Source organism: Streptomyces sp. NPDC052682 (assembly GCF_040678435.1).
Lineage (GTDB): Bacteria > Actinomycetota > Actinomycetes > Streptomycetales > Streptomycetaceae > Streptomyces.
Genome location: NZ_JBFATS010000028.1, coordinates 46,014 through 62,417, shown reverse-complemented (window position 1 = coordinate 62,417; position 16,404 = coordinate 46,014). Strand labels below are relative to the sequence as shown.

Here is a 16,404-nt window from a genome sequence, read left to right as displayed (position 1 = left end):
CCCCGCGGAGCGGGTCCCTTCGGGGGCTGCGCCCCCGAAGCAAGCGAACACCCGCGCTGCGCGCGGGTGTTGCGCTCCCGCTCCGCGGGAGCGCTGGCGGGTGACTGCGCCACCCGCACAACCCGACTGCGCAGCAGTCGGGTTGATGGTCCGTTCGCTGCGCTCACGGACCGGCGGGACTTACGTCCCGCTACCAGGCTTCCGCTTCGCTGCAGCCTGGCCGGCGGGTCCGCTGCGCTCCCCCGCCTTACCGGTCCTTCCGGCTTCGCCTCCAGTCCCTTCAAAGGCCCGCTGACGCGGGCCCGGCTGGCTACAGGAGCGAGTCGTGGGGCTGATGATGGGTGGTCACCAGCCCCACGTGTGTCAGCGTCTGCGGGCCCAGCCGCTCCCGATCCCGGCCACATGCAAAGCCAAGGCAGTCAGCCCCAGAAGCATCACATTCGTCGAAGAGAACGCATCGCTGGTGCTGAGATCCGCCGCGTTGATCAAAAACGCCACGAAGAACAACACCGCCGCGACTATGCCAAGCATGAAACGAGCTCCTCTCTAAGGGGTGAAACCCGTATGCCCGGCCATGGCCGCGTCAGGCATAAGCCCGCCCTTTCAGCACTACTGTCCCGCCGACTGCCGCGGCCAGACCAACACATACATGCCCCACGGGTGCTCAGGCATGAGCGTGCCGGGGGCTCGCCGTCTTCTGTGCTGCGGTGTGATGTGCGAGCCGGCCAGTCTCAGGGACCTGGAGACGCCGCAGGAACAGGCTGGCGGCGATGAGGAGGCCGCTGAAGACGGCAAGAAGCAAGGCACACGCCCACATCTGCGGGCTTCCCGGTGCCCGCCAGCCGCTCCACACGGCGGACGCCGCCCACAGGAGGGCGCCCAACGCGTAGAAGGAGCGGATACGGCGCAGCTGTTGCACGGTCCGCAGGGGCATGATGCGTTCGGTCTTCGGTGCCATGCGGAGCCGTGTACCCCCGATACGCCGTGACCACCAGGGCAGAAGACAGTCTTGTGAATGCGCAGGAGCAGAGGCAGGTGACGGGGGTCGGGAACCGGCGGGACGGATTGAGTGGCTGCCCATCAGGTCTGTTAAGAGCTTCGGTGTTTCGCATGCTTCATTCTGCGACGCTGGATAGACTCTGGACTCAGGTAGCGGCAGCGCTGAGAGGGTGTGGGATCTTTGAGATCATGTTTCTCCTCGCCTGATCGTTACGTCGATCGGACTCGGGGGCTTCGCCGTAACCGATCAAACACGGTCTACGTGCGTGTTTCCTCTTCCTGTCACGTCAGAGCACACAGCGGCCTTCAGAAGAAGGCAGATCGAAATGGCAGTAATGCAACTCCGCCCCCACCAGCGAGAAGCCGTGGACGCGGTACTGCGCGCCCTCGAATTGCCTGCAAGATCGCTTGTACCAGAGGGCGGACTGCGCACTCAGGTGATCATGGCGACCGGATCCGGCAAGAGCCTCGTGGCCACCCGGAGCGCTGAGGAGCTCCGTGCGGGCCGGGTGCTGGTGCTCGTGCCCTCACTGGATCTGCTCGCCCAGACCGAGGCCTCCTGGCGCGCCGGCGGCCGTACGGGTCTGATGATCGGAGTCTCGTCCCTGCGTGGGGAGCAGGTGGCCTTCCCCAACACTACGGACGTGGACGAGCTGGTCGACTGGGTGCGGCCGTTCGACAAGGTCACGGTGTTCGCGACGTACGCCTCACTCGGGCTCGGCACGCTGGAGCGTGCCCACGAGGCCGGCCTTCCGGCGTGGGACCTGATCGTCGTGGACGAGGCGCATCGGACGTCCGGCCGGATTGGGAAGCCGTGGGCGGTGGTCCACGACAACATGCGCATCCCCGCCCTGCGCCGCCTCTATATGACCGCCACACCACGGCTGTGGCAGCTGGACGAGGACTCCGCGGGCGCGCCGGGTGAGCTGGTGGCGAGTATGGAGGACGACCCGGGCGGTCCGTTCGGGGCCCGTTGCTACACCCTCACCCTGTCCGAAGCGATCGATCGGGGGATCTGCGCGCCGTACCAGGTGGTGTGCCTGGACATCACTGACACCCAGCTTCAAGCCGTACAGCTCCTGGGCAAGGAGGCGCGGTCTGAGCAGGTGCGCGGGGCCCGGCTCGCCGCGCTCCAGACCGCCCTGCTCAAGGCGTCGGCCGAGGAAGGCTTCCGCAGGACGCTCGTCTTCCACGACCAGGTCCGCGAGGCCGAGGCTTTCGCGGCCGGCCTTCGCGACGTCGCGAAGCAGCTGCACGCCACCGACCCCGAGCTGTACCCGATGACCATCTGGGCCAACTGGCTTTGCGGCGAGCACAAGCCGCTCCACCGGCGCCGTGTCCTCGACGAGTTCTCCCAGGGCATCGCTGCTGACGGCACGGTCGTGGAGAAGACGTTCCTCGGGTCCGTTCGCGTGCTCGGTGAAGGCGTCGATACATCCCACTGTGACTCCGTGTACTTCGCGGACGTGCGTGGCTCGATGCCCGACCTCGTCCAGGCCGTCGGCCGAGCGCTGCGCATGCAGCCCGGCGAGGGCAAGGTCGCTTCCCTCGTGGTGCCGGTCCTGCTCGGCCCCGGGGAGACGCCGGACAACATGCTCACCAGCCGGGCGTACGGCGGTCTGGCCAAGCTCTTGGAAGCGCTTCGGGCACACGACGCCCGCATTGTGGAGCAGCTCGCCGAGCCCCAGGCGCGAAGCCGTGTCAGGGGCGTACAGACCCGCAGCGGGGGCCAGGAAGACGAAGCTGCCGGCAGCGACCGAAGCGACCGACTGTCGGTGCCGGCCAGAGAGCTGCTGAGGTTCTCCACGCCGCGTGACCCCACGCAGCTGGCCGCGTTCATTAACCTGCGCGTCCTCAATCCCGAGCACGAGCACTGGCGGCGCGGCATCGAAGCCGCCGCCATATACCACCGACTCCATGACGACCTGAGGGTCCCGTTCACCTACCGCGTGCCCGAGGGCCAGGAGGCGGAAGCTGAGGGGTGGCCGGCCTCGCTCGCCGGGTTTCCACTGGGGCAATGGATCGCCGACGCCCGAAGGTTCTACGCCCGCGGGGGCATGGACGCCGACCGCATCGAGCAGTTGGAGAAGCTGGGCATGGTGTGGTCGCACTACGACGTCGCATGGGAGGAAGGCCTCACTGCGGCTCGTGGGTGGGCGACCGAAGCGGGCCACCTCCTGGCGCCCCTGGACGCCACGTACAAGGGGTACCGGGTTGGGATCTTCCTGAAGAACGCCAGGGCCGCCGCCCGCCGGGGTATGGAGGCCGAGCAACGGCAGGCACAGGGTCTACCGGTGAAGACGACGTCAGCCTGGGTCCTTTCGGCCGAGCGGCGCGAACAACTGGAGGCAATCGACCCCGCCTGGTGCCCGGCATGGCCGGTGGCATGGCAGCGCTGCTTCCACCTCACCCGCATGCACCTGGAGACTGGTGGCAAGCTGCCGGCCGAGCCCGGCGACGTCGTGCACCAGGGCGAGGATCTGGGGCGCTGGGTGCGCTCGGTCCGGCTCGGCTGGGACAAGCTCACCACCGTCCAGCAGTGGATGTGTGAGCACATCCTTGGCATCCAGCCCGCGACCGAGGACGAGAAGCCCAAGCCGCGCCGGACGCAGGCCGACAAATGGGCCATGAACTATGCCGCCGCCAAGCAGTTCTACGAGCGCGAGGGGCACCTTCGCGTGCCGCGCAAACACATCGAGATCATCTGCGTCGGAGGCAACCGGGACGGCGGTCGCGGTGAGGACCAGGAAGAACGGGCCATCAAGCTCGGTGCCTGGGTCGGTAACCAGCGGTCCAGGGCCGCGGCACTTTCCCCGGAGCGGATCGAACAGCTCTCCGCCATCGGCATGCGGTGGGCGTAAGGCCCTCACCTGTTGGTGGGGGCTTGTCGTGGAGCGCCGGCCACGACTTGAACGTGGTCCTGCCTTCTGGAAGGGGGCCGTGCGGCGGTTGCACCTCTGCGGCTGCCGGTCGCGCTGCTGCTCGGCGCGACCGGGCTTGGGCCGTTACAACCGGTTGGCATGGTGGACTGGAGCAGCCGGCTGTGGTGGCCGGGGGACCCGGCCGCCGGAGTGTACTTACTCGGAGTTGGTGGGTCTCACTTCCCGCCAGCCCTGGAGGTTCTGCACATCCGAGGAGCCGCCGAGAGGAGCCGTGGGCTCTCGCCCGCCGTCAAGTGCGGGCGGCCGATGTTCCATGGGGTGCGCTTGCGCTTGCGGGAAATGGGTTTCGACGGTCGACAGCGCATATGGGGCTCGCCGGGATCAGGACTCCCGGTGGAGGTTCCTCGTGGGACGGCGGGCCGGGCGGGATCTGGACGTGCAACGCAGGGCGCCGGCCGCTCGTAGGGCACGGGGCGCGGTATTCGGGGTACACGGAGCAGCGACCTGGCAACGGCATACGGGAGAAGGCGGCGCTTGATGCAGTTCGACGACGACGCCCGTCTGGACACTTCCGAGGTGCGGGACGAGCGCGGTAGTCGTATCCCGGGTGGCGGTGTGACCATCGGCGGCGGAATCGTCGGCATCGTCGTCCTGGTTGTGGGGCTCGTGCTCGGCATCGGCCCCGACCAGTTGGGGCTTTCCTCCGGCGGCGACGAGCCGGCACCGGCCTCGTCCTCCTTCGCCAGGGTCGAGCAGGGCTGCCGCACCGGACAGGACGCCAACACCAAGGACGACTGCCGCATCGTGGCGGTGGTCAACAGCGTCCAGGACTACTGGGCCCGGGAGTCGGGACGCAGCCAGGTCGCTTACACCAAGGCGCCGACGGTGCTCTTCAGCCGGCAGGTGAACACGGCGTGCGGCAACGCCACGTCGGAGGTGGGGCCTTTCTACTGCCCCGGCGACCGTACGGTCTATCTCGACCTCGGCTTCTTCGACGAGTTGCGGACGAAGTTCGGCGCGAAGGGCGGGCCCTTCGCGCAGGCCTATGTGGTGGCCCACGAGTACGGGCACCATGTCCAGGACCTCCAGGGGACGCTGGGCAAGTCCCACAACGGGCTGACCGGCGCCGACAGCGCCTCGGTCAAGACGGAACTGCAGGCCGACTGTTATGCGGGCGTGTGGGCGCACCATGCAACGACGGTCAAGGACGAGTCCACCGGCAGGCCGCTGATCACCAGCCTCACGGATGCGGATATCCAGGACGGACTGGATGCGGCCGCCGCTGTCGGCGACGACCGTATCCAGGAGAAGTTCCAGGGGCGGGTGACCCCCGACACCTGGACCCATGGCTCGTCCGCACAGCGGCAGCAGTGGTTCGGCCTGGGTTACCGCACCGGGGACATGGCCCGGTGCGACACCTTCCGCTGAGCGCCGCCAGCGCGCCTGGGAAGCGGCGGTTGCGTCCCGAGCCGGGTCGATGTGTCACCTTGTTTCTACCGGGTGTTGGCACAGTGGTTCCCAGGTGAACCGCCGCAGGGCCTGTTCCGTGGGTTTTGCCGCCTGGTGGACGTGGACGCGTTCTGGGAGCGGGCTGCCCTTGGGGGCGGGGCTGGGGAGCGGGGCGAAGTCTTTGCCAGGTTCCGGCGCTGACCCGGGCGAGGATGAGGGTGGCGAACTGTCGCGGACGCCGGCGAATGAGGCGACCGCCGACGGTGGCAGGTCCGTCGTGGATGAGGTGGATGCGGGCCTGGCGTCCCTCGTACGAAAACGGCCTGGGGGGTGGTGATGGCTGGGGGTCGCTTCGGGTTGTTCTGCTGCCGGAAGGTCTGTAGGGGCGGGCGAGGTGCCGCAGGGTGTCGTCGGCCTGGTCGGTGACGGCCATCAGCCGCGGCACGCCGTCGAGGGCGGTGCGGCGCTTCAGGTCGGAGCCGAGGCCGGCCAGGGCGTTGTGGATGCCGGCGACGCTGCCTGGGTGCGTGACCGTCGGCAGCCCGTTGACGATCAGGAACGCTGCGGGATGTCGTCGGTGTCATGGATGCAGCCGTGACTCGTACTGGCTGGGATCGGTCAGGAAGGCGGGGGGCTGTTCCAGGCAGTCCGCGACGTAGCGCAGGAAGCCGGCGGCGGTGTCCCCGTCGCAGACTCGGTGGTCGAAGGTGAGGGCGAGCTGGGTCACCTTGCGTACGGCGATCCCGCCGTCCACCACCCAGGGTTTGTCCGCGATACGGCCGACGCCGAGGATGGCGGCCTCGGGGTGGTTGATGAGCGGGGTACCGCCGTCGACACCGAACACCCCGTAGTTGTTGAGCGTGAAGGTGCCGCCGATCAGATCCTTCGGGGCGGGTCCTGTCGTGCGTGCCTGCCCGGTCAGTGTGTCGACGGCAGTGGTGAGCTGGGCCGGTGTCATCCGGTGGGCGTCGTGTACGACGGGGACCAGCAGGCCGCGTTCGGTCTGGGCGGCGATGCCCAGGTGGATGGCGGAGAGCCGGACGATCTCGTCTCTTTGGAGGTCCACTGTCGAGTTGAGCTCGGGGTAGCGGCGTAGTCCTGCGACGCAGATGGCGGCCAGCAGGCCCGGCAGTCCGATCCGCCGCGCCGGGTCGGCGGCCCGTATGGCCTGTCTGACCTCCACCAGCCGGGTGGCGTCTGCCTCGACCCAGGTGGTGGCGTGCGGAATCGCGCTGCTGCGGGCGAGTTTGTCCGCCACGGTGCGTCGTCGGCCTCGCAGCGGAATCCGCTCGTCGGCGGCGGCAGGGTCATCTTCGGCTGTGCCCGGCGAAGTTGGCTGTAGGGCGGCTGTGAGCGCCTGCTCGATGTCGCGGCGCAGGATGACGCCGTAGGGCCCGCTGGGCACCACGCGTGTCAGGTCCATGCCGTGCCGTCGTGCCAGCGCGCGGACCAAGGGGGAGATCACCAGCGGTGCGGCGCCCGGGGTCCGGTGGGCGGCCCCGGTCGTTGCCGGTGGCGTCACCGCACGCTGGCTGCGCGGGCGGGGCAGCGTGGCGGTCGGGCTGGTCCCGTAGCCGACGAGGACGTTCCCGCTGCCGGACGGTGTCTCCTCGCCGCCGACGGTGATCAGGGGTGCGCCCACCGGGAGCATGTCGCCGGCTGCGCCGTGCAGTTCCAGCACCACGCCCTCGTACGGGACGGGCACCTCGACCACGGCCTTCGCCGTCTCGACCTCGGCGACCACCTGATCGACCGCGACCTGCTCGCCGGGGGCCACCCGCCACTCGACGATCTCCGCCTCCGTCAGCCCTTCGCCGAGGTCGGGCAGCCGGAACACCCGGACGTCGGACCCGGTCGTCATGCCGGCTCCGGGGCGAGGTGCCGGAGGTCTGGTTGCTCGTCGAGTTGGAGGCGGTGGACGGCGTCCAGTACGCGGTCCACGCCGGGCAGACAGGCGTGCTCCAGCTTCGGCGGCGGATACGGTATGTCGAAGCCGGCCACCCGCAGCACCGGCGCCGCCAGTGAGTGGAAGCAGCGTTCCTGCACCCGCGCCGCGATCTCGGCGCCCATGCCGGCGTACCCCTGCGCCTCCTGGACGACCACGCAGCGGCCGGTGCGCCGTACCGAGGCCGCCACCGTCTCGTCGTCGAAGGGGACGAGCGTGCGCAAGTCCACCACCTCGACGTCGATGCCGGCGCGGGCCGCCTCTGCCGCGGCCTCCAGTCCGACGGGCACGGCGGGGCCGTACGCGACGAGCGTGACGTCGCGGCCCGGGCGCCGGATCACGGCCTGGCCGCAGGGGGCGGCGTGCCGTCGCCCCAGGTCGGCGTCCTCTTTGGTCCAGTACAGCTTCTTGGGTTCCAGGAACACCACGGGGTCGGGGTCGCGGATCGCGTCCCGCAGCAGCCAGTAGGCGTCCTCGGCGGTGGCCGGGGTGATCACCTTCAGGCCGGGGGTGTGCGCGTAGTACGCCTCGCTGGAGTCGCTGTGGTGCTCCACCGCGCCGATCCCGCCGCCGTAGGGGATGCGGATCACCATCGGCACCGTCATCTTTCCCCGGGTGCGGTTGCGCATCTTGGCCACGTGTGAGGCGATCTGCTCGAACGCCGGGTACGCGAAGGCGTCGAACTGGAGCTCCACCACCGGGCGGAACCCGCCCGCGGCCAGGCCGACTGCGTACCCCACGATCCCGGACTCGGCGAGCGGTGTGTCGAAGCAGCGCTGCTCGCCGAACTCGTCGCGCAGCCCGTCCGTGATGCGGAAGACCCCGCCGAGTCGGCCGACGTCCTCGCCGAGGGCCAGCACGCGGTCGTCCTCGCGCAGCGCGTCCCGCAGCGCGGTGTTGAGGGCCTGCGCCATCGTCAGTGTGGGCATGTCACTCCTGCCTGGCTTTCAGTTCGGCCTCCAGCTGCCGGCGCTGCTCTTGCAGCTGGCTCGTCGGCTCGGCGTAGACGTGGTCGAAGAGTTCCAGCGGGTCCGGCCCGCTGTCCGTGCCGATGCGGGTCCGCAGGTCGGCGGCGAGGGCCTCGGCCGCCGTCCGCGCGGCGTCGATGTCCTGTTCGCTCAGGGCTCCGCGGCCGCGCAGCCAGGTCGCGAGCCGCTCGATCGGGTCCGCGGCCGCCCAGCGCCGCACCTCCGCCTCGTCCCGGTAGCGGCGCGGGTCGTCGGCGTTGGTGTGGCCGCTGACGCGGTAGGTATGGGCCTCGATGAGGCAGGGGCCGTGCCCGGCGCGGGCCCGCTCCACGGCCTCGGTCACCACTGACAGCACAGCCACCACGTCGTTGCCGTCGACCTGCTCGGAGCGCACTCCGTAACCGATGCCCTTGTAGGCCAGTGCCGGTGCCGCCGTCTGGTCCGCGAGCGGGACGGAGATGGCGTACTGGTTGTTCTGGATGAGGAAGACGACGGGGGCGTTGCGGACCGCGGCGAAGTTGAGCGCCTCGTGGAAGTCGCCCTCGCTCGTGCCGCCGTCACCCACGAAGGCCATCACGACGCTGTCCGCGCCCTGGCGGCGCAGCGCGTCGGCCATCCCGACGGCGTGCGGGAGCTGGGTGGCGAGCGGGGTGCACAGGGGTGCCACGCGGGTCGCCGCGGGGTCGTAGCCGCAGTGACGGTCGCCGCGCAGCAGGGTCAGGACCTCCACCGGGTCCAGGCCGCGGGCGACCACAGCGGCGGTGTCCCGGTAGGTCGGGAAGAGCCAGTCCTGCCGGCGCAGCGCGAGGACCCCGCCCACCTGGCATGCCTCCTGGCCGCGACTGGACGGGTAGACGGCCAGCTGCCCCTGCCTGGTCAGGGCGGACGCCTGCTCGTCGAAGCGCCGGGCGATGACCATGCGGCGGTAGGCCTCGCGCAGTGTGTCGTGCGGGGGCGGGGCGAAGTCGGGGGGCGGTGAGTCGGCATCCGTGCCTGCCTCGGTGACGAAGCGCAGTGGCAGGGGCGAGGGCAGCAGTGCTTGGGGCAGCGGGCGGAGGTCGTTGAGTGGCTCGTCGGCGAGCGTGGTCATGAGCTGTGCTGGCTCCCTGTGCGCGTTGCGGACGGTTTTCTGTTGATCCAGGTGCGTTCCAGCTTGGCCACCACGTCGGGGCTGTGCATGCGGGTCGACTGCTCCAGCGCGTACCGGCTCATGTAGGTGCGGAAGAGGTCGTCGGGCTCCTCGGCCAGGTTCAGCATGCGGCGGTTGCCGACGACGGCGGGGTCGGCGAGGCGGTCGGCGGCCGTCGCCACCGCGGCTCCGACCGCGTCCGGCGCGACGACCTCGTCGCACAACGCGAGGGCCTGGGGGCTGTCCGCCTCGACGCGCTCGCCGAAGAAGATCAGCCGTTCGGCCATGCGGCGGCCCACCACGCGGCCGAGCCGCATGTTGGCCGCGCCGGGGATGATGCCCTCGGTGAGGGCGGGCAGGGAGAAGTAGGCGTCGCAGCCCGCGATCACCCGGTCCAGCACCAGTGCGACCTGGGTGGCGCCGCCGATGGCGAAGGTGTCGATGGCGCCCACCCATGGCTTGCCGCCCGGCAGGTGGTACAGGTCGTCGGCCGGGCCGTGGGCGAGGCCGTGGACCAGTTTGCGGATGTAGCCGAGTTCACGGCGGAGCATGAAGTCCAGGAAGGAGATCCGGCCGGTGTAGAGGTGGGTGAGGTTGATTCCGGCGCCGAAGGCGCGTCGGCCGCTGTAGCGCGGGTGGGTCAGGACGCTGCCGCGCAGTACGCCCACCTTCACGCAGTCGTCGAGCAGGGCGAGGTCGACGGCTGTCTCCAGGGCCTCGACCACCGCGTCGTCCTCGGCGTTGAGGGCGTGCTGGTTGCAGATGGTCACCTCGGCCACGCAGCCGTCGCGGCGGATCTGCGCCTGGCCGAGGTCAAGCCGGCCGGTGCGGCCGAATTCGGGGAGGAGTTCCAGCGCCCGCGGGGTGGGTGCGAGCATCGCGCGCATGAGGTGCTCGCCGGTGTCGCGGCGGTCCAGCAGGTGTCCGAAGAAGATTCCCTGGTCGACTTCCCCGCCGGACTTCGCGGCCTGCGGCAGCAGCCGGTCAGCGGCGTCCTGGGCGCGGGTGGGGACCAGGCCCGGGTACTGTGCCGCTGCCTGGAAGGCGAGTTCGTCCAGCCGGAGCCGGAGCCGGCGGGCGTCGGTCAGCTCGTCGTAGACCCGCCCGGCGTGCACGGCGAGGAAGTCGTGCCGGGCGCGGCGGGCCGTGCGCTCCGCGCGGTCGGCGGTGTCCCGCTGGCCGGGCGTGCGTTCGGCGCGGGGCGGCAGCCTTGCGGTCAGCTCCGCGCAGGCTTCGGCGCAGCCGCTCAGCAGTCGCGCGTCGGTCTCGACGGCACCGCGGAACTGCGGCACTTTCAGCATCTGGTCGCCCTCCGCGCCGGACAGCTGCGGCGGCGAAGGTGATCGGGTGGTCACAACGGTGTCCATGCCGGGTTGTCTCCTCATCGTTGGCTGCGCACGATCGTGTGGAAGAACCCACCGGAGGGGTCGTAGACCGCGTAGTGATCGCCGGGGCCCCGGTGCGTGACGAACTCCCCGGCCGTGTAGTGCTGCCAGCCCTCCATCTCCGCCGGTGACACCACGGGGTCGTCCTCCGCGGCGAAGACGGTGACCGGGCAGGGCAGGGCCGCGGCGCGGGTGGGTTGGAACTCGGCGGCGATCCGCAGGTCGGTGCGGACAACGTCGAGCAGGCGGCGCACGAACGTAGGGTGTTCGAGCAGGGGTGCGCAGATGCCGCCCGTGTCGCGTACGTGGCTGAGCAACTCGTCGTGGCCAAGTGCGTGGTAGGCGTCCTTGGCCGCGAGGTGCGGCGGTCGCGCGCCGGAGATCAGCAGCTGTCGCGGCAACGGGTGCCCGCGCCGGTGCAGTTCGGCCGCGAGGGCATAGCAGACGAGGCCGCCGAAGCTGTGGCCGAACAGCAGGTAGGGGGGCCGGAGCAGCGGCAGCAGGTCGTCGGCCAGCCGGGCGGCGAGCTCGTCGAGGGTGTCCGGCATGGGTTCGCCGCTGCGGTTCTCCCGCCCGGGCAGCTGCACCGGGTACAGCTCCACCGCCTCCGGCAGGTGGGCGCGCCAGGCCGTGAAGGCGCTCGCGCCGGAGCCGGCGTGCGGGAAGCACAAGAGGCGATCCCTGTCGGGGCCGCCGGCCGGTGTGCCGAGGATCCAGCGGGTCGGATCGCCGCTCATGCACGTCCCTGTGCTGTGTCCAGGAGTCCGGCGATGCGGGCGCCGGTGCGGTTGTCGAGCAGGTCCGCGAGTTCCAGGCCGGCGTCGGGGAAGCGTTCCTGGAGCCGGGTGAAGAGGTCGACCAGGAGCAGCGAGTTGCCGCCGTACTCGAAGAAGTCGTCGTCCGGGCCGATGCCTTCCGTCTGGAGGACCTCGGCCATGGCCGCCAGGACCTGGCCCTGCGGCGTGTCCGCCGGTGCTGTGGCGGGGGGCGGTGCGCCGCCGCTCCTGGGTGCCGGCAGGTTCCTGCGGTCCAGCTTTCCGTTCGCCGTCAGCGGCAGCTCGTCGAGGCGGACGAAGGCCGCGGGCACCATGTACGACGGCAGCCGGGACGACAGGTGCTCGCGCAGCGCCGCGTCCTGGGGAAGGTCGTCGCCGACGAGGTAGGCCGCCAGTGCCCGCCCGCCGGGCGCGTCGTCGCGTACCACGACGGCCACCGAACGGATTCGGGGATGCTCCGCCAGCGCCGCCTCGATCTCGCCCAGTTCGATCCGGTAGCCCCTGATCTTGACCTGGTCGTCACCGCGGCCGAGGAACTCCAGCCGCCCGTTGGGCAGCCACCGGGCGAGGTCGCCGCTGCGGTACATCCTGCTGCCCGGCGCGCCGAACGGGCTCGCGACGAACCGCTGCGCGTCGAGGTCCGGCCGGCCGAGATACCCTCTGGCCAGTCCGTCGCCGCCGAGCCACAGCTCACCGGGTACGCCGACCGGCGCCGGGTTCAGCCGCTCGTCGAGGACATACGCCTGGGTGTTGGCCAGCGGCCTGCCGATGGGGATGGTGGGGCGGAGGGTGTCCGCGGCCTCGATGGGCTGCCAGGTGGCGAAGAGCGTGCACTCGGTGGGGCCGTAGACGTGCAGGAACCGGGTGTCGTCCAGGTGCGGCAGGAGGCGGGCGGCGGCGGCCGGCGAGAGGACGTCGCCGCCCACGAGCAGCTGCCGCACTCGTGCCAGGTCCTCGGGAAACTGCTCGGCCCCCACTTGCAGCTGCGGGGAGATCAGCAGCAGCGTGGTGATCCGGTGGTTGCGCAGCGCCGCCTTCAGCTGGTCCGGGAAGGGCAGGCCGGAAGGCGGCAGCACCACCGTGCCGCCGTTCAGCAGCGGCCCCCACACCTCCAGCAAGGAGGCGTCGAAGGTGAGCGGGGACAGGTGCAGATGCGCCTCGCCGGGGCCGAGCCGGGCGTAGTCGGCGCCCTTGACGAGGCGGCTGAGGGCCCGGTGCGTGACGGCGACGCCCTTGGGCCGCCCGGTGGAGCCGGACGTGTAGATGACATACGCGAGGTGCTCGGCCGTGGCCGCCACCCGCGGGTCGGCCGGTTCGGGGCCGGGCGCGTGCGGATCCGGCTGCTCCGGGCGCAGGACGGTGGCCGGCGTGTCGGCGAACGCGTCCGCGTGGGCCGTGTCCGTGACGACGATCCGGGCGCCGGCGTCCTGGACGACGAAGGCCAGCCGCTGTGCCGGGTGGCCGGGGTCGAGGGGCAGGTAGGCACCGCCCGCCTTCAGGATGGCGATGAGCGACACCACCATGTCGACCGAGCGGGGCAGGCACAGCCCGACCGGGTGGTCGGGGCGCACGCCGGCATCGATCAGCCGGTGTGCCAGCCGGTTGGCGCGCAGGTTGAGTTCCCGGTAGGTGAGCTGTTCGTTGTCGTGCTGCACGGCGATCGCGTGCGGAGCGCGCGTGACCTGTTCCTCGAAGAGAGAGGAGGTGGTACGGGTCCGGGGGAAGTCGCGCGCGGTGCGGTTCCATTCGGTGACCACCAGGGCCCGCTCCTCGGGCGGGAGCACCGGCAGTTCGGCGACCGGGCGGTGCGGGTCGTCCGCGACCGCGGCCAGCAGGTGTTCCAGGCGCCGGATCAGCCGCCGCGCGGTCACCGGCTCGAAAAGGCCGCTGTCGTACTCCAGCGTCGCGCTCAGCGCCTCTTCGTGGAGGTCGAAGCGGAGCGAGAGGTCGCGGGCCGCCGTACCGGGATCGGCTTCGACGCAGGTGCAGGAGGCGCCGGGGTATTGCAGCGGCGGACCGGCCGGGGCACGGGCGGCGACCTTGACCGGTACGGGCTGGCGGCCAAGGTCGCCGCCCGTGCCGACGGCTGCCGCCAGAGCGCCCGCAGTCAGCGCGCCCGCGTCGGCGCGGGCGCGGGCGAGTTCCTCACGGATGTGTTCTGCCAGCTGGTGGAAGGTCGGGTTCTCCGCCAGCCGGAGGGTGAGCACGACGTCCGTCTCCGGCCGGCGAAGCACCGTACCCGGCTGGTCCTGCTCGGGCGACACCGGCACCAGCAGCGGTACGGCGCCCTGCCCGGTGTGGCGGGCGAGCAGGACGGCCGTGGCCGCGTACAGCACGCTTGGGTCCTGCGGTGCCGCGGCCAGCGCGTGCAGCCGCCGCGCCAGCGGGTGCGGGAGAGTACAGCGCACCACGGCTGCGGCGCGTTCCGGGCGCGACGGCCGGGGGTGGTCGGTCGGCAGGTCGAGGACGGGCAGCCCGGCCGCCTCACGCAGCCCGCGGTCCCGGGCGGCGGCTGCCTCCTCGGCCGCCGGCCAGACCGCGTCCGCGGGCTGGGCGGGGCCCCGGCCGGCGGCCGGGCCGCCGCGCAGCACGGCAGCGTACGTGCGCGCGTGTTCGGCGAGGAAAGCGTCCAGCGTGCCGGGGTCGAGCACCAGTCGGTGGGCCACGGCCACCAGCAGCCACTCGCCGTCACCCAGTCCGAGAACACGCAAACGCAGCAGCGGTCCGCGGGCGAGGTCGAAGGGCTCGGCCGCCACCGTGGCTGCCCGGGCGAGGGCCTGTGCAGCCGGCACCTCGCTCGTGCCGAAGTCGACGCGCGCGGGGTCCGGTGCGGTGACAGCCGGGACGGCGGCACCGCCCGGGAGCACGGTGCGCAGCAGCGGGTGCCGTTCGAGCAGCGCCGCGAAGGCGGTCCTGGCCGCCTGGATTTCGAAGTCGCCCTTGATGTGCAGGCAGCGCACGACGTGCTGGGCCGGGTGCGACCAGGTGCCGGACGCGGACGCCGGCCGGGCGGATTCCGGCAGGGCTACGGATGTCACTGCGCTTCCTCCATGGGGTTGCCGAGCGGCGGCAGGTCTTTCAGCGCGTGCCCGTCGGGGCTGAGCACCGAGCGCACGGGGAGGTTCTTGATCCCCGCGATGAAGGTCGAGTGCAGATGGCGGGGTTCACCGGCCAGCTCGATCCGCTCGAAGTTCTTGTCGATCTCCTCGAACAGCACGTTCAGCGCGAGTCGGGCCAGGTGGGCGCCGATGCACCGGTGCACTCCGGCCCCGAAGGCGATGTGCCGGTTGGGGCTGCGGTCGGCGCGGAAGCGGAACGGCTCCGGGAAGACGTTCTCGTCGCGGTTGGCGGAGCCCAGCCAGGCCGTCACCGGCTGTCCGGCGCCGACGGCCGTGTCGTTCAGTCGGGCCGCCTCGGTGGTGTGGCGCAGCGCGTGGTTGGCGGGTGAGGACCAGCGCAGGATCTCCTCCACCAGGGTCACGGTGTCCCCGCTGTGCTGCCAGCGGTCGTATTCGCGCGGGTTCTCCAGCAGCGCCAGCAGACCGGCGCTGGCCGCGTGGGAGGTGGTGACGGTGGCGCCGATCAGCAGGCTGTAGGCGTTGAGGATCACCTCCTCCTGGGTCATCGGCCGCCCGTCGGGGGCCGCCCGCAGCAGCGCTCCGATGAGGTCGTCGGCCTCGGCGCGCCCCGGGCGGGACACCTCGGTGCGGAAGTACAGGAAGATCTCGGAGTGGGCCCGGCTCAGCACGGCGGCGCGGGACTTCCCGGCCACGGCGAAGTCCGGGTCGGACTCGGCGACGGCCGCGTAGGTGAAATGCCTCAGCTTCTCCCAGGCGGATTCCGGGATGCCCAGGAGCAGACCACCGAGGGCGATCGGGAAGTACGTCGCTTCGGCCGCGAAGTCCCAGGTGCCCTCACGGGCGCCGACCGACAGCAGGCGGCGCGCGAACTTTCGCAGCTGGGGCTCCAAGCCGCCCACCGCCCGCTTGCTGCCCAGGTAGGGGGTGAGCGGGCTCTTGAGCCGGTGGTGGTCGGGCGGATCGCTGACCGCCAGCATCTTGCCGCCCGCTATGTCGGTACGGCCCAGCGTGGTCAGGATGTTGCCCTGGGAAGCGGTGAACTCCTCGTGCCGGCTCAGCACCCGGGACACGTCCGCGTACCGGGTCACGACCCAGAACTCCGTCTGGTCACCCACGGGGCACGTACGGCGAACCGGTCCGTCACGACGCAGCCGGGCCCATACCGGGTGCGGGTCGCCGGTACCGTAGAAGTGCGGGTCGGACAGGTCTGGTTCGACTTCGCCCTCCGCGTCCTGGCCAGAGGTGATGCGCATACTTCAGTCCTCCCTGCGAGCGGGTCGGGGGCCTCGAAAAGGGGGCGAGGCGGGCGAGGCGGGGGCGCCGCCGGGCGGTGTCCTGCGCACCAACACCGGGCGACGGGGCGCACGGGACGCCTCACCGTGCGAGGGCTCCGCCTCCAGGCGGCCGGCCAGCTCGGCGACGGTGGGTGACTCGAAGATCCAGCGCACCGGCACGTCCAGGGACAGCGTGGTGCCGATCCGGTTGACCAGGCGGGTCGCCAGCAGCGAGGACCCGCCGAGCTCGAAGAAGCCGTCCCGCACGCCGACGGTGTCGACGCCGAGGACCTCCGCGAACAGACGGCACAGCAGCCGCTCGTGGGCGCTGCCCGGCTCGCGGCCGGCACCGCCACGGCGTGCCGGCCGCGGCAGGCTGCGCCGGTCCAGCTTGCCGTTGGCTGTCAGCGGCAGCGCGGGCAGCAGCACGAAAGCCGCCGGGACCATCGCCTCGGGCAGTGCACCGGCGACGAAGCGGCGCATGCGGGTCCAGCAGCCCCAATCAGGATAGATTCAG

13 protein-coding genes are annotated in these 16,404 nt (G+C 71.2%); 3 read left to right on the top strand and 10 right to left on the bottom strand.

What is annotated here, in order from left to right; all coding sequences use genetic code 11:
• Positions 1-363: 363 nt before the first annotated feature.
• Both AB0K80_RS31620 and AB0K80_RS31615 read right to left on the bottom strand, forming a co-directional pair.
• Entirely contained in the window at positions 364-531 is a 168-nt protein-coding gene (locus AB0K80_RS31620; RefSeq protein ID WP_365675599.1) for a hypothetical protein, read from the bottom strand.
• 133 nt (positions 532-664) lie between these two features.
• Positions 665-958 carry a hypothetical protein gene (locus AB0K80_RS31615; RefSeq protein WP_365675597.1) on the bottom strand — a complete coding sequence of 98 codons (294 nt, stop codon included), beginning with the start codon at positions 956-958 and terminating at the stop codon, positions 665-667.
• Between the two features lie 367 nt (positions 959-1,325).
• Between AB0K80_RS31615 and AB0K80_RS31610 the strand changes: the two genes are divergently transcribed.
• The 3 genes from AB0K80_RS31610 to AB0K80_RS31600 all read left to right on the top strand — a co-directional run bounded on the left by AB0K80_RS31610 (position 1,326) and on the right by AB0K80_RS31600 (position 5,928).
• Complete coding sequence (locus tag AB0K80_RS31610; protein WP_365675595.1) at positions 1,326-3,860, top strand: Helicase associated domain protein; 2,535 nt, start codon at positions 1,326-1,328, stop codon at positions 3,858-3,860.
• A gap of 558 nt (positions 3,861-4,418) precedes the next feature.
• Positions 4,419-5,309, top strand: coding sequence for a neutral zinc metallopeptidase (locus tag AB0K80_RS31605; RefSeq protein WP_365675593.1), 891 nt, complete (start codon positions 4,419-4,421; stop codon positions 5,307-5,309).
• Between the two features lie 415 nt (positions 5,310-5,724).
• Positions 5,725-5,928: a hypothetical protein gene (locus AB0K80_RS31600; protein WP_365675591.1), complete on the top strand. Its 204-nt coding sequence runs from the start codon at positions 5,725-5,727 to the stop codon at positions 5,926-5,928.
• Here the strand turns inward: AB0K80_RS31600 and AB0K80_RS31595 are convergent.
• From AB0K80_RS31595 to AB0K80_RS31560, 8 genes are read right to left on the bottom strand one after another with little or no spacing between them, the layout of a single operon-like run.
• Positions 5,911-7,191: a dihydrolipoamide acetyltransferase family protein gene (locus AB0K80_RS31595; protein WP_365675589.1), complete on the bottom strand. Its 1,281-nt coding sequence runs from the start codon at positions 7,189-7,191 to the stop codon at positions 5,911-5,913. The two genes, AB0K80_RS31600 and AB0K80_RS31595, sit on opposite strands and share 18 nt — an antisense overlap.
• On the bottom strand, positions 7,188-8,204 hold the full coding sequence (locus AB0K80_RS31590; protein WP_365675588.1) for an alpha-ketoacid dehydrogenase subunit beta: 1,017 nt from the start codon (positions 8,202-8,204) through the stop codon (positions 7,188-7,190). Before AB0K80_RS31590 ends, AB0K80_RS31595 begins: the two co-directional genes overlap by 4 nt.
• Before the next feature lies 1 nt (position 8,205).
• Positions 8,206-9,333 carry a pyruvate dehydrogenase (acetyl-transferring) E1 component subunit alpha gene (gene pdhA, locus AB0K80_RS31585; protein ID WP_365675586.1) on the bottom strand — a complete coding sequence of 376 codons (1,128 nt, stop codon included), beginning with the start codon at positions 9,331-9,333 and terminating at the stop codon, positions 8,206-8,208.
• Positions 9,330-10,739 (bottom strand): enoyl-CoA hydratase/isomerase family protein, encoded by a 1,410-nt coding sequence (locus AB0K80_RS31580; protein ID WP_365675585.1) that lies wholly within the window; start codon positions 10,737-10,739, stop codon positions 9,330-9,332. The genes pdhA and AB0K80_RS31580 overlap by 4 nt, the downstream gene beginning before the upstream one ends.
• Before the next feature lie 14 nt (positions 10,740-10,753).
• The gene (locus AB0K80_RS31575) at positions 10,754-11,494 is read right to left on the bottom strand and encodes an alpha/beta fold hydrolase (protein WP_365675583.1); all 741 of its coding nucleotides are present in this window, start codon (positions 11,492-11,494) and stop codon (positions 10,754-10,756) included.
• The gene (locus AB0K80_RS31570) at positions 11,491-14,571 is read right to left on the bottom strand and encodes an amino acid adenylation domain-containing protein (protein ID WP_365675582.1); all 3,081 of its coding nucleotides are present in this window, start codon (positions 14,569-14,571) and stop codon (positions 11,491-11,493) included. The genes AB0K80_RS31575 and AB0K80_RS31570 overlap by 4 nt, the downstream gene beginning before the upstream one ends.
• Entirely contained in the window at positions 14,568-15,866 is a 1,299-nt protein-coding gene (locus tag AB0K80_RS31565) for a cytochrome P450 (RefSeq protein ID WP_365675580.1), read from the bottom strand. The genes AB0K80_RS31570 and AB0K80_RS31565 overlap by 4 nt, the downstream gene beginning before the upstream one ends.
• A gap of 3 nt (positions 15,867-15,869) precedes the next feature.
• The gene (locus tag AB0K80_RS31560) at positions 15,870-16,370 is read right to left on the bottom strand and encodes a phosphopantetheine-binding protein (RefSeq protein ID WP_365675578.1); all 501 of its coding nucleotides are present in this window, start codon (positions 16,368-16,370) and stop codon (positions 15,870-15,872) included.
• Positions 16,371-16,404 lie beyond the last annotated feature (34 nt).

Coding starts and splice junctions, on each gene's coding strand:
- pdhA (WP_365675586.1), bottom strand. CDS start 9,333: ATGACCACGCTCGCCGACGAGCCACTCAACGACCTCCGCCCGCTGCCC.
- AB0K80_RS31605 (WP_365675593.1), top strand. CDS start 4,419: ATGCAGTTCGACGACGACGCCCGTCTGGACACTTCCGAGGTGCGGGAC.
- AB0K80_RS31565 (WP_365675580.1), bottom strand. CDS start 15,866: ATGCGCATCACCTCTGGCCAGGACGCGGAGGGCGAAGTCGAACCAGAC.
- AB0K80_RS31620 (WP_365675599.1), bottom strand. CDS start 531: ATGCTTGGCATAGTCGCGGCGGTGTTGTTCTTCGTGGCGTTTTTGATC.
- AB0K80_RS31560 (WP_365675578.1), bottom strand. CDS start 16,370: ATGCGCCGCTTCGTCGCCGGTGCACTGCCCGAGGCGATGGTCCCGGCG.
- AB0K80_RS31590 (WP_365675588.1), bottom strand. CDS start 8,204: ATGCCCACACTGACGATGGCGCAGGCCCTCAACACCGCGCTGCGGGAC.
- AB0K80_RS31610 (WP_365675595.1), top strand. CDS start 1,326: ATGGCAGTAATGCAACTCCGCCCCCACCAGCGAGAAGCCGTGGACGCG.
- AB0K80_RS31580 (WP_365675585.1), bottom strand. CDS start 10,739: ATGGACACCGTTGTGACCACCCGATCACCTTCGCCGCCGCAGCTGTCC.
- AB0K80_RS31615 (WP_365675597.1), bottom strand. CDS start 958: ATGGCACCGAAGACCGAACGCATCATGCCCCTGCGGACCGTGCAACAG.
- AB0K80_RS31575 (WP_365675583.1), bottom strand. CDS start 11,494: ATGAGCGGCGATCCGACCCGCTGGATCCTCGGCACACCGGCCGGCGGC.
- AB0K80_RS31595 (WP_365675589.1), bottom strand. CDS start 7,191: ATGACGACCGGGTCCGACGTCCGGGTGTTCCGGCTGCCCGACCTCGGC.